At 56.4% G+C, this 13,452-nt stretch carries 6 protein-coding genes and 1 pseudogene; all 7 read right to left on the bottom strand.

Features of this window, described 5'->3' with window-relative positions:
• Positions 1–64: 64 nt before the first annotated feature.
• Positions 65–376: a 30S ribosomal protein S10 gene (rpsJ, locus tag PSH84_RS25560; RefSeq protein ID WP_003186070.1), complete on the bottom strand. Its 312-nt coding sequence runs from the start codon at positions 374–376 to the stop codon at positions 65–67.
• 156 nt (positions 377–532) lie between these two features.
• Positions 533–1,726 carry an elongation factor Tu gene (gene tuf / locus PSH84_RS25565; protein ID WP_003186071.1) on the bottom strand — a complete coding sequence of 398 codons (1,194 nt, stop codon included), beginning with the start codon at positions 1,724–1,726 and terminating at the stop codon, positions 533–535.
• A gap of 30 nt (positions 1,727–1,756) precedes the next feature.
• A complete protein-coding gene (gene fusA / locus PSH84_RS25570) occupies positions 1,757–3,862 on the bottom strand; it encodes an elongation factor G (protein ID WP_014340475.1) in 2,106 nt (701 codons plus the stop codon).
• Positions 3,863–3,892: 30 nt separating this feature from the next.
• Complete coding sequence (gene rpsG / locus PSH84_RS25575) at positions 3,893–4,363, bottom strand: 30S ribosomal protein S7 (protein WP_003186074.1); 471 nt, start codon at positions 4,361–4,363, stop codon at positions 3,893–3,895.
• A gap of 102 nt (positions 4,364–4,465) precedes the next feature.
• The gene (gene rpsL / locus PSH84_RS25580) at positions 4,466–4,837 is read right to left on the bottom strand and encodes a 30S ribosomal protein S12 (protein ID WP_003186084.1); all 372 of its coding nucleotides are present in this window, start codon (positions 4,835–4,837) and stop codon (positions 4,466–4,468) included.
• A 216-nt stretch (positions 4,838–5,053) separates the two neighbouring features.
• Positions 5,054–9,254, bottom strand: a pseudogene (gene rpoC, locus PSH84_RS25585) (DNA-directed RNA polymerase subunit beta').
• A gap of 64 nt (positions 9,255–9,318) precedes the next feature.
• Positions 9,319–13,392, bottom strand: a complete 4,074-nt coding sequence (rpoB, locus tag PSH84_RS25590) for a DNA-directed RNA polymerase subunit beta (protein WP_053125867.1) — start codon at positions 13,390–13,392, stop codon at positions 9,319–9,321.
• Positions 13,393–13,452 lie beyond the last annotated feature (60 nt).

A 13,452-nucleotide genomic window follows, 5' to 3' on the forward strand; every position in this document is an offset into this window, starting at 1 on the left:
GTGTACGGGGCTTTCACCCGCTATGGCCGCCCATTTCAGAGCGTTACACGACTAAGACCGAGTCTTAGCCGAGGCTGATCTGCACTTCCACACCGGCCGCAAGATCGAGCTTCATAAGTGCATCAACGGTTTTATCCGTTGGCTGGACGATGTCCAGAACGCGCTTATGAGTACGGATCTCGTACTGGTCACGCGCGTCTTTGTTGACGTGCGGGGAGACCAGAACGGTGAACCGCTCTTTACGGGTAGGCAGTGGAATTGGACCACGCACTTGAGCACCAGTACGTTTCGCGGTTTCCACGATTTCCTGGGTGGATTGGTCGATCAGGCGATGGTCAAAAGCCTTCAACCTGATACGGATTTGCTGATTTTGCATTGGATTTCAGACTCCGGCTGCTATTCCCACCGAGCGCAATACGCCCGTTAAAAGGAGGCGCAATTCTATAGACGCCCCATATAGGTGTCAACCCAATAAAAAAGCCCCCGCTGGGCGGGGGCTTTTTCAGCTCATCGAAGCTGACTCAAAAAGAGCTTACTCGATGATTTTGGCTACGACGCCAGCGCCGACGGTACGACCGCCTTCACGGATAGCGAAGCGCAGACCGTCTTCCATTGCAATGGTCTTGATCAGGGTGACAACCATTTTGATGTTGTCGCCTGGCATTACCATTTCAACGCCTTCCGGCAGTTCGCAGTTACCGGTCACGTCAGTGGTCCGGAAGTAGAACTGTGGACGGTAGCCTTTGAAGAACGGAGTGTGACGACCGCCTTCTTCTTTGCTCAGAACGTACACTTCAGCTTCGAACTTGGTGTGCGGCTTGACCGAACCTGGCTTGACCAGAACCTGGCCACGCTCAACGTCGTCACGCTTGGTACCGCGCAGCAGAACGCCGCAGTTCTCGCCAGCACGACCTTCGTCGAGCAGTTTACGGAACATTTCAACACCGGTGCAGGTGGTGACGGTGGTGTCACGCAGACCTACGATTTCCAGTGGATCCTGAACCTTGACGATACCGCGCTCGATACGACCAGTCACAACAGTACCGCGACCGGAGATCGAGAACACGTCTTCGATTGGCATCAGGAACGGCTTGTCGATAACACGAACTGGTTCTGGGATGTAGCTGTCCAGAGTTTCTACCAGACGCTTGACAGCGGTGGTACCCATTTCGTTGTCGTCTTGGCCGTTCAGAGCCATCAGAGCCGAACCGATGATGATTGGAGTGTCATCACCTGGGAAGTCGTAAGTGCTCAGCAGATCGCGCACTTCCATCTCAACCAGTTCCAGCAGCTCAGCGTCGTCAACCATGTCAGCCTTGTTCAGGAAGACAACGATGTACGGAACGCCTACCTGACGGGACAGCAGGATGTGCTCACGGGTTTGTGGCATCGGACCATCAGCGGCCGAGCAAACCAGGATAGCGCCGTCCATCTGGGCAGCACCAGTGATCATGTTCTTCACGTAGTCAGCGTGACCTGGGCAGTCAACGTGAGCGTAGTGACGAATCGAAGAGTTGTACTCAACGTGCGCGGTGTTGATGGTAATACCACGAGCCTTTTCTTCCGGAGCGCTGTCGATTTTGTCGAAAGCAACAACGGCCGAACCGAAAACTTCGGAGCAGACGCGAGTCAGAGCAGCAGTCAGAGTGGTTTTACCGTGGTCAACGTGACCAATGGTGCCAACGTTGACGTGCGGTAGGGAACGATCAAATTTTTCTTTAGCCACGACAATTAACTCCTTGCCTAAAGGGCTGAATCAGCCTTGCTTTTTGGTAACAGTCTCGACGATATGCGACGGAGCTGTATTGTATTTTTTGAATTCCATAGAGTAGCTTGCGCGACCCTGAGACATGGAACGAACGTCGGTCGCGTAACCGAACATTTCACCCAACGGAACCTCGGCACGAATAACCTTGCCGGAAACCGTATCTTCCATACCCAGAATCATGCCACGACGACGGTTAAGGTCGCCCATGACATCACCCATGTAGTCTTCAGGCGTAACGACTTCTACTGCCATGATCGGCTCGAGCAACTCACCACCGCCCTTCTGGGCCAGTTGCTTGGTTGCCATGGAAGCAGCCACCTTGAACGCCATCTCGTTGGAGTCGACGTCGTGGTAAGAACCATCGAACACTGTTGCCTTCAGGCCGATCAGCGGATAGCCGGCAACAACGCCGTTCTTCATCTGCTCTTCGATACCCTTCTGGATCGCCGGGATGTATTCCTTAGGAACCACACCACCTACGACTTCGTTCACGAATTGCAGACCTTCCTGACCTTCGTCAGCAGGTGCAAAACGGATCCAGCAGTGACCGAACTGGCCACGACCACCGGATTGACGAACGAACTTGCCTTCGATTTCACAGTTCTTCGTGATGCGCTCACGATAGGAAACCTGAGGCTTACCGATGTTGGCTTCGACGTTGAACTCACGGCGCATCCGGTCAACCAGGATGTCCAGGTGCAACTCGCCCATGCCGGAGATGATCGTTTGACCAGTCTCTTCATCAGTCTTGACACGGAAAGACGGGTCTTCCTGAGCAAGCTTGCCCAGAGCGATACCCATTTTTTCCTGGTCGTCCTTGGTCTTAGGCTCAACGGCAACCGAAATAACCGGCTCCGGGAAGTCCATGCGAACCAGGATGATTGGCTTGTCGCCGTTGCACAAAGTCTCACCAGTGGTGACGTCCTTCATGCCGATCAAGGCCGCGATGTCACCAGCGCGTACTTCCTTGATCTCTTCGCGAGCGTTTGCGTGCATTTGCACCATACGACCCACGCGCTCTTTCTTGCCTTTTACAGAGTTGATCACGCCGTCGCCGGAGTTCAACACGCCCGAGTAAACACGGACAAAGGTCAAGGTACCCACGAATGGGTCGGTAGCGATCTTGAACGCCAGAGCCGAGAACGGCTCGTTGTCGTCTGCATGACGCTCCAGCTCGACAGACTCGTCATCCGGGTCAGTACCCTTGATGGCAGGAATGTCGGTTGGCGCAGGCAGGAAGTCGATAACGGCGTCGAGAACCAGGGGAACACCCTTGTTCTTGAAGGAAGAACCACAAACAGCCAGGACGATCTCGCCAGCGATGGTACGCTGACGCAGAGCAGCCTTGATCTCCTCGTTGGTGAGCTCTTCACCTTCGAGGTACTTGTTCATCAGCTCTTCATTGGCTTCGGCCGCAGCCTCAACCATGTTGCCGCGCCACTTCTCGGCTTCTTCCAGCAACTCTGCAGGAATGTCCTTGCGAACAGGGACCATGCCTTTGTCAGCATCGTTCCAGTAGACAGCTTGCATGTTGATCAGATCGATCTGACCCTGGAAGTTGTCTTCGGAACCGATAGCCAACTGGATCGGCACCGGAGTGTGACCCAGACGCTGCTTGATCTGACCGATCACGCGCAGGAAGTTGGCACCAGCACGGTCCATCTTGTTCACATAAACAAGACGTGGAACGCCGTATTTGTTGGCCTGACGCCATACGGTTTCCGACTGAGGCTCAACACCCGAGGTACCGCAGAATACAACCACGGCACCGTCGAGTACGCGCAGGGAACGTTCTACTTCAATGGTGAAGTCAACGTGGCCCGGGGTATCGATGACGTTGAAGCGGTGCTCGTCCTTGTACTGCTTCTCGGAACCCTTCCAGAAAGCGGTAATGGCAGCAGAAGTAATGGTAATACCACGCTCCTGCTCCTGCACCATCCAGTCGGTGGTCGCGGCGCCATCATGCACCTCGCCCATCTTGTGACTTTTGCCAGTGTAAAAAAGGACGCGCTCGGTGGTGGTGGTTTTACCAGCATCCACGTGAGCAACGATACCGATGTTACGGTAGCGGTTAATCGGTGTAGTACGAGCCATAAAGCCCTCGCAAATTGAGTGACGCTAAAATTAGAAGCGGTAGTGCGAGAAAGCCTTGTTGGCCTCAGCCATACGGTGCACGTCTTCACGCTTCTTAACTGCAGCACCTTTACCTTCAGCAGCGTCCAACAGTTCACCAGCCAAACGCAGAGCCATGGACTTCTCGCCGCGCTTGCGGGCGAAGTCTACCAGCCAGCGCATTGCCAGGGCGTTACGACGGGACGGACGAACTTCGACCGGAACCTGGTAAGTAGCACCGCCTACACGGCGCGACTTCACTTCGACCAGCGGAGCGATGGCGTCGAGAGCTTTCTCGAAGATTTCCAGGGGATCGCTGTTCTTGCGTTCCTTAACTTTGTCCAGTGCGCCATAAACGATACGCTCGGCAACGGCTTTCTTGCCGCTTTCCATTACGTGGTTCATGAACTTGGCGAGAATCTGGCTTCCGTATTTCGGATCGTCCAGAATCTCACGTTTGGCTGCTACGCGACGTCTTGGCATTGATAAGCCCTCAAACGGTCTTCAGGTTAGCCCGGGACAGCAGATGCGTGCCCGACCTTACTCTTATCGACTCAATAAAATTAAAAACTGCTAAACGGCCGATTATTTCGGACGCTTGGTACCGTACTTCGAACGACCTTGGTTACGACCTTTAACGCCGGAAGTATCCAAAGAGCCGCGAACGGTGTGGTAACGAACACCTGGCAAGTCTTTTACACGACCGCCGCGGATCAGTACCACGCTGTGTTCTTGCAGGTTGTGGCCTTCACCGCCGATGTACGAGGAAACCTCGAAACCGTTGGTCAGACGCACACGGCATACTTTACGCAGTGCCGAGTTAGGTTTTTTCGGCGTGGTGGTATACACACGGGTGCATACGCCACGACGTTGCGGGCAGTTCTGCAGCGCAGGCACGTCGGATTTCTCGACGATACGCTTACGCGGCTGACGTACCAGCTGGTTGATAGTTGCCATCTACTAGCTCCACTGTTGTCTTGCGACGCTATTGTCTTACAAGAAAAGCAAAATGGCAGGAACGAATTCCCGCCAAATTTAGGGGATCAAGAGTCTAAAGAGGATCTTGTCCCCAGTCAAGGCAAGGCCCCGACCTCCCCGCTCGCCGGATCTCGACAATTTGTCTCGATCCGCAGAACGGGGCGACCAGGGCCAGGCACTCAATTACCGCAGAACTCAGTTACCACTCGAGTTCAGTGCTTCGGTCAGTGCAGCTTCCACTTCACTGGCGCTTACGCGCAACGGCTTGTCGGCATCACGGCGACGCTTGCGTTCGCTGTGATAGGCCAAACCGGTACCGGCCGGGATCAGACGACCCACGACCACGTTTTCTTTCAGGCCACGCAGGTAATCGCGCTTGCCGGTTACCGCCGCTTCGGTCAGTACGCGAGTGGTTTCCTGGAAGGAAGCCGCCGAGATGAACGATTCGGTGGACAACGACGCCTTGGTGATACCCAGCAGCACGCGAGTGAACTTGGAGACAAACTTGTCTTCGGTCGCCAGGCGCTCGTTTTCCACCAGTACGTGAGTCAGTTCCATCTGGTCGCCCTTGATGAAACTCGAGTCGCCGGATTCAGCGATCTCGACCTTACGCAGCATCTGACGCAGGATGGTCTCGATGTGCTTGTCGTTGATCTTCACGCCTTGCAGACGGTAAACGTCCTGGATCTCGTTCACGATGTACTTGGCCAGCGCACTCACACCCAGCAGACGCAGGATGTCGTGTGGATCGCTCGGGCCGTCCGAGATCACTTCGCCGCGGTTTACCTGTTCGCCTTCGAAGACGTTCAGGTGACGCCACTTTGGAATCAGCTCTTCGTACGGATCGCTACCGTCGTTCGGTGTAATGACCAGGCGGCGCTTGCCCTTGGTCTCTTTACCGAACGCGATGGTGCCGCTGACTTCAGCCAGAATCGAGGCTTCTTTCGGACGACGGGCTTCGAACAAGTCGGCAACACGCGGCAGACCACCGGTGATGTCGCGAGTTTTCGAAGTTTCCTGCGGGATACGGGCGATAACATCACCGATCGCGATCCGCGCACCGTCCGCAACACCGACCAGGGCGTTGGCTGGCAGGAAGTACTGAGCGATTACGTCAGTGCCTGGCAGCAACAGATCCTTGCCGTTGTCGTCGACCATCTTCACGGCCGGACGGATGTCCTTGCCGGCAGCTGGACGATCTTTTGCGTCGAGTACTTCAATGTTGGTCATACCGGTCAATTCGTCAGTCTGACGCTTGATCGTGATGCCTTCTTCCATGCCCACGTAGGTCACGGTACCTTTCATTTCGGTAACGATTGGGTGAGTGTGCGGGTCCCACTTGGCCACGATGGCACCAGCGTCGACCTTGTCACCTTCCTTGACCGAAATCACAGCACCGTAAGGCAGCTTATAGCGCTCGCGCTCGCGACCGAAGTCGTCAGCGATGGCCAGCTCACCGGAACGCGACACTGCCACCAGGTGGCCGTCCACGCGCTCTACGTGCTTGAGGTTGTGCAGACGGACAGTACCGCCATTTTTCACCTGAACGCTGTCAGCTGCAGAGGTCCGGCTTGCCGCACCACCGATGTGGAACGTACGCATCGTCAGCTGGGTACCCGGTTCACCGATGGACTGGGCAGCGATAACGCCGACCGCTTCACCGATGTTCACCTGGTGACCACGAGCCAGGTCGCGACCGTAGCACTTGGCGCAGATGCCATAGCGGGTTTCGCAACTGATCGGCGAACGTACGATCACTTCGTCGATGCTGTTGAGTTCGATGAACTCGACCCACTTCTCGTCAACCAGGGTGCCAGCAGGAACGATCACGTCCTCGGTACCCGGCTTGAATACGTCACGGGCGATGACACGACCCAATACGCGCTCACCCAGCGGCTCTACAACGTCACCGCCTTCAATGTGCGGAGTCATTACCAGGCCGTGTTCGGTGCCGCAATCGATCTCGGTCACGACCAGATCCTGGGCAACGTCTACCAGACGACGAGTCAGGTAACCGGAGTTCGCCGTTTTCAACGCGGTATCCGCAAGACCCTTACGAGCACCGTGAGTGGAGATGAAGTACTGAAGTACGCTCAAACCTTCACGGAAGTTCGCGGTGATCGGGGTCTCGATGATGGAGCCGTCCGGCTTGGCCATCAGGCCACGCATACCGGCGAGCTGACGGATCTGCGCAGCCAGAACCCCGTGCGCCCGAGTCGGCCATCATGTACATCGAGTTGAAGGACTCTTGGTCGACTTCGTTGCCATGACGATCGATGACTTTCTCTTTCGAGAGGTTGGCCATCATCGCCTTGGATACTTCGTCGTTCGCCTTGGACCAGAGGTCGATTACCTTGTTGTACTTCTCGCCCTGGGTTACCAGGCCGGAGGCGTACTGGCTTTCGATCTCTTTCACTTCTTCGGTAGCAGCACCGATGATGCGAGCTTTTTCGTCCGGGATAACGAAGTCGTTAACACCGATGGAAACGCCGGAAATGGTCGAATAGGCAAAACCGGTGTACATCAACTGGTCAGCGAAGATCACGGTCTCTTTCAGACCAACCACGCGGTAGCACTGGTTGATCAGCTTGGAGATCGCCTTTTTCTTCATCGGCAGGTTGACGACGTCGAAGGACAGACCTTTTGGCACAACCTGGAACAACAACGCACGGCCGACGGTGGTGTCGACGATACGAGTGTTGGTCACGCTGCCGCCATCACGATCGTTCACGGTTTCGTTGATCCGCACCTTGACCTTGGCGTGCAGTGCGGCTTCACCGGCACGGAACACACGGTCAACTTCCTGCAGATCCGCGAACACACGACCTTCGCCCTTGGCGTTGATCGCTTCACGCGTCATGTAGTACAGACCCAATACAACGTCCTGCGACGGAACGATGATTGGCTCACCGTTGGCTGGCGACAGGATGTTGTTGGTCGACATCATCAACGCACGCGCTTCGAGCTGGGCTTCCAGCGTCAGCGGTACGTGCACGGCCATTTGGTCGCCGTCGAAGTCGGCGTTGTACGCAGCACAGACCAGCGGGTGCAGCTGGATAGCCTTACCTTCGATCAATACCGGTTCAAACGCCTGGATACCCAGACGGTGAAGGGTCGGTGCACGGTTGAGCAGAACCGGGTGTTCGCGAATCACTTCAGCGAGAACGTCCCAGACCTCTGGCAGCTCGCGCTCGACCATCTTCTTGGCGGCTTTGATGGTGGTCGCCAGACCACGCATTTCCAGCTTGCCGAAAATGAACGGCTTGAACAGCTCCAGAGCCATTTTCTTAGGCAGACCGCACTGGTGCAGACGCAGGGTCGGGCCTACGGTAATTACCGAACGACCGGAGTAGTCAACACGCTTACCGAGCAAGTTCTGACGGAAACGACCCTGCTTACCCTTGATCATGTCAGCCAGGGATTTCAGAGGACGCTTGTTGGAACCTGTGATAGCGCGGCCACGACGACCGTTGTCGAGCAGCGCATCGACGGCTTCCTGCAACATACGCTTTTCGTTGCGCACGATGATGTCCGGAGCGGACAGATCGAGCAGGCGCTTCAAGCGGTTGTTACGGTTGATCACTCGACGATACAGATCGTTGAGGTCGGAAGTCGCGAAGCGACCGCCATCGAGCGGAACCAGTGGACGCAGGTCTGGCGGCAGTACCGGCAGAACGGTCAGCACCATCCACTCTGGCAGGTTGCCGGAACCCTGGAAGGCTTCCATCAACTTCAGACGCTTGGACAGCTTCTTGATCTTGGTTTCGGAGTTGGTTTGCGGAATTTCTTCGCGCAGGCGGCCAATCTCGTGCTCCAGGTCGATAGCGTGCAGCAGTTCGCGGACAGCTTCGGCACCCATGCGGGCATCGAAATCGTCGCCGAACTCTTCCAGCGCTTCGAAGTACTGCTCGTCGTTGAGCAACTGACCTTTTTCAAGGGTGGTCATGCCTGGGTCGATAACGACGTAGCTCTCAAAGTAGAGAACACGCTCGATATCACGCAGGGTCATGTCCATCAGCAGGCCGATACGGGACGGCAGCGATTTCAGGAACCAGATGTGGGCAACTGGCGAGGCCAGTTCGATGTGCGCCATGCGCTCACGACGAACTTTTGCCAGCGCGACTTCAACGCCGCACTTCTCGCAGATCACACCACGGTGCTTCAAGCGCTTGTACTTACCGCACAGGCACTCGTAGTCCTTCACCGGGCCAAAGATCTTGGCGCAGAACAGGCCGTCACGCTCAGGTTTGAACGTACGGTAGTTAATGGTTTCCGGCTTTTTAACTTCACCGAACGACCACGAACGGATCATCTCAGGCGAGGCCAATCCAATACGGATGGCGTCGAACTCTTCGACTTGACCCTGGTTTTTCAGCAAATTCAGTAGGTCTTTCAAGGCCTTTCCTCCTGGCGGAGCAGAGAGCGGGCAAAACAGCCCCGCTCTCGATTCGCGTCACGTGTTATTCGGTTTCCAGATCGATATCGATGCCGAGGGAACGAATTTCCTTGATCAACACGTTGAAAGACTCGGGCATGCCCGGCTCCATACGGTGATCGCCGTCCACGATGTTTTTGTACATCTTGGTCCGGCCGTTCACATCGTCCGACTTCACTGTGAGCATTTCTTGCAGAGTGTATGCAGCACCGTACGCTTCCAGTGCCCAGACCTCCATCTCCCCGAAACGCTGACCACCGAACTGCGCCTTACCACCCAGCGGCTGCTGGGTAACCAGGCTGTAAGAACCGGTAGAACGAGCGTGCATCTTGTCGTCTACCAAGTGGTTCAGCTTCAGCATGTACATGTAGCCAACGGTAACCGGGCGCTCGAACTTGTTGCCGGTACGGCCGTCGAACAGCTGCATCTGGCCGCTCTCCGGCAGGTCTGCCAGTTTCAGCATGGCCTTGATTTCGCTTTCCTTGGCACCGTCGAACACCGGAGTAGCCATTGGAACGCCGCCGCGCAGGTTCTTCGCCAGATCCAGGATTTCCTGGTCGGAGAAGGTGTCCAGCTCTTCGTTGCGGCCGCCGATCTCGTTGTAGATCTCGTGCAGGAACTTACGCAGGTCAGCGACCTTGCGCTGCTCTTCGATCATACGGTTGATCTTCTCGCCCAAGCCCTTGGCCGCGAGGCCCAGGTGGGTTTCAAGGATCTGACCAACGTTCATACGCGAAGGTACGCCCAACGGGTTGAGGACCACATCGACCGGGGTGCCGTTGGCATCGTGCGGCATGTCTTCAACCGGCATGATCACGGAGACCACACCCTTGTTACCGTGACGACCGGCCATCTTGTCGCCCGGCTGGATGCGACGACGGATTGCCAGGTAAACCTTGACGATTTTCAGCACGCCCGGAGCCAGGTCATCGCCCTGCTGCAGTTTGCGCTTCTTGTCTTCGAACTTGTCGTCCAGCAGACGGCGGCGATCAACGATATAGGCCTGGGCCTTCTCGAGTTGCTCGTTCAGAGCATCTTCAGCCATGCGCAGTTTGAACCACTGGCCATGCTCAAGACCGTCGAGAACTTCGTCGGTGATTTCCTGACCTTTCTTCAGGCCGGCGCCGCCTTCGGCCTTGTGGCCGACCAGAGCGGAGCGCAGACGCTCGAAAGTTGCGCCTTCAACGATACGGAACTCTTCGTTCAGGTCCTTGCGGATCTCGTCGAGTTGAGTCTTCTCGATGGACAGTGCACGAGCATCACGCTCAACGCCGTCACGGGTGAAGACCTGTACGTCGATGACGGTACCCTTGGTGCCGGTAGGCACACGCAGGGAGGTGTCTTTAACGTCGCTGGCTTTTTCACCGAAGATGGCACGCAGCAGTTTTTCTTCCGGAGTCAGCTGGGTCTCGCCTTTCGGAGTGACCTTGCCGACCAGGATGTCGCCTGCGCCTACTTCAGCACCTACGTAAACGATACCGGCTTCGTCCAGCTTGTTCAGTGCGGCTTCACCCACGTTCGGGATGTCCGCAGTGATTTCCTCTGGGCCAAGCTTGGTGTCACGGGCCACACAGGTCAGTTCCTGAATGTGGATCGTGGTGAAGCGATCTTCCTGAACCACACGCTCGGACAGGCAGATGGAGTCTTCGAAGTTGAAGCCGTTCCATGCCATGAACGCGATGCGCATGTTCTGACCCAGTGCCAGCTCACCCATATCGGTGGACGGACCGTCGGCCATGATGTCGCTGCGCTGAACCCGATCACCCTTGCTCACCAGCGGACGCTGGTTGATGCAGGTGTTCTGGTTGGAGCGGGTGTATTTGGTCAGGTTGTAGATGTCGACACCGGCTTCGCCAGTTTCAACTTCGTCATCGGCAACACGAACCACGATACGGCTGGCGTCGACGGAGTCGATCACGCCGCCACGACGAGCCACGACGCAAACGCCGGAGTCACGGGCTACGTTACGCTCCATGCCGGTACCGACCAGCGGCTTGTCGGCACGCAGGGTGGGTACAGCTTGACGCTGCATGTTCGAACCCATCAACGCACGGTTGGCGTCGTCGTGCTCGAGGAACGGGATCAGCGACGCTGCAACCGAAACTACCTGCTTCGGCGATACGTCCATCAAGGTGACGTCTTCCGGCGCCTTGACGGTGAACTCGTTCAAGTGACGAACAGCTACCAGCTCGTCGATCAGGACTTTCTTGTCGTTCATCGTGGCCGAAGCCTGAGCGATCACGTGATCAGCTTCTTCGATGGCGGACAGGAACACGATCTCGTCGGTGACCAAGGCGTCTTTCACCACACGGTACGGGCTCTCGAGGAAGCCATACTGGTTGGTGCGCGCATAGGCGGCCAGGGAGTTGATCAGACCGATGTTCGGACCTTCCGGCGTTTCGATCGGGCAGACACGACCGTAGTGAGTCGGGTGTACGTCACGAACTTCGAAGCCTGCGCGCTCACGGGTCAGACCGCCCGGGCCGAGTGCGGAAACACGACGCTTGTGGGTGATCTCGGACAGCGGGTTGTTCTGGTCCATGAACTGGGACAGCTGGCTCGAACCGAAGAACTCCTTCACCGCCGCAGCCACTGGCTTGGCGTTGATCAAGTCTTGCGGCATCAGGCCTTCGCTTTCAGCCATCGACAGACGTTCCTTGACCGCACGCTCTACGCGCACCAGGCCAACACGGAACTGGTTCTCGGCCATCTCGCCTACACAGCGAACACGACGGTTACCCAGGTGGTCGATGTCATCGACGATGCCTTTGCCGTTACGGATGTCGACCAGGGTCTTGAGGACCGCAACGATGTCATCCTTGTTCAGCACGCCCGAACCTTCGATCTCGGTACGACCGATACGACGGTTGAACTTCATCCGACCGACCGCAGACAGGTCATAGCGCTCAGGGCTGAAGAACAGGTTGTTGAACAGGGTCTCGGCTGCATCCTTGGTTGGCGGCTCGCCAGGACGCATCATGCGATAGATCTCGACCAAGGCTTCCAGTTGGTTGCCGGTGGAGTCGATCTTCAGCGTGTCGGAGATGAACGGACCGCAGTCGATGTCGTTGGTGTACAGCGTCTCGATGCGAACGACCTGGGCCTTGGCGATTTTTGCCAGGATCTCGGTGTTCAGCTCGGTGTTGCACTCTGCCAGGATCTCGCCGGTGGCCGGATGCACGATGACCTTGGCCGTGGTGCGGCCCAGGACGTAGTCCAGAGGCACCTGCAGCTCTTTGATCCCGGCTTTTTCCAGCTGGTTGATGTGGCGAGCGGTGATACGACGACCTTGCTCGACAATAACCTTGCCTTTGTCATCCTGGATATCGAGGACAGCGATTTCACCACGCAGGCGCTGAGGCACCAGTTCCAGGCTGAGGTTTTCACCTTGCACGTGGAAGACGTTGGTGGTGTAGAACGCGTCCAGCACTTCTTCGGTGGTATAGCCGAGCGCGCGCAGCAGTACCGATGCAGGCAGCTTGCGACGACGGTCGATACGCACGAATACGCAGTCTTTCGGGTCGAACTCGAAGTCCAACCACGAACCGCGGTAAGGAATGATGCGCGCGGAGTAAAGCAGTTTGCCGGAGCTGTGCGTCTTGCCACGGTCGTGGTCGAAGAACACGCCCGGAGAACGGTGCAGCTGGGAAACGATTACACGCTCGGTACCGTTGATTACGAAGGTACCGTTTTCAGTCATCAGGGGGATTTCACCCATGTAGACTTCTTGCTCTTTGATGTCCTTGATCGCTTTGTTCGACGATTCTTTGTCAAAAATGATCAGGCGCACTTTTACCCGCAAAGGTACGGCGTAAGTCACACCGCGCAATACGCATTCTTTGACATCAAATGCCGGTTCGCCCAGGCGATAACCGACGTACTCCAGCGCAGCATTGCCGGAGTAGCTGATGATCGGGAAAACGGATTTGAAGGCCGCATGCAGGCCCACGTCGCGGAACTGATCTTTAGTCGCTCCCGCTTGCAAGAATTCACGATACGAATCCAGCTGGATGGCCAGGAGGTACGGCACATCCATGACGTCCGGCAACTTGCTAAAGTCCTTGCGGATACGTTTTTTCTCAGTATATGAGTAAGCCATCAGCGTTCCCCAGCTTGGTCACCTGCTTGTTTGGCCCCTCCCGACGGGAGCAGCCAGAAA

The organism is Pseudomonas beijingensis (assembly GCF_030687295.1).
GTDB classification, from domain to species: Bacteria; Pseudomonadota; Gammaproteobacteria; order Pseudomonadales; family Pseudomonadaceae; genus Aquipseudomonas; species Aquipseudomonas beijingensis.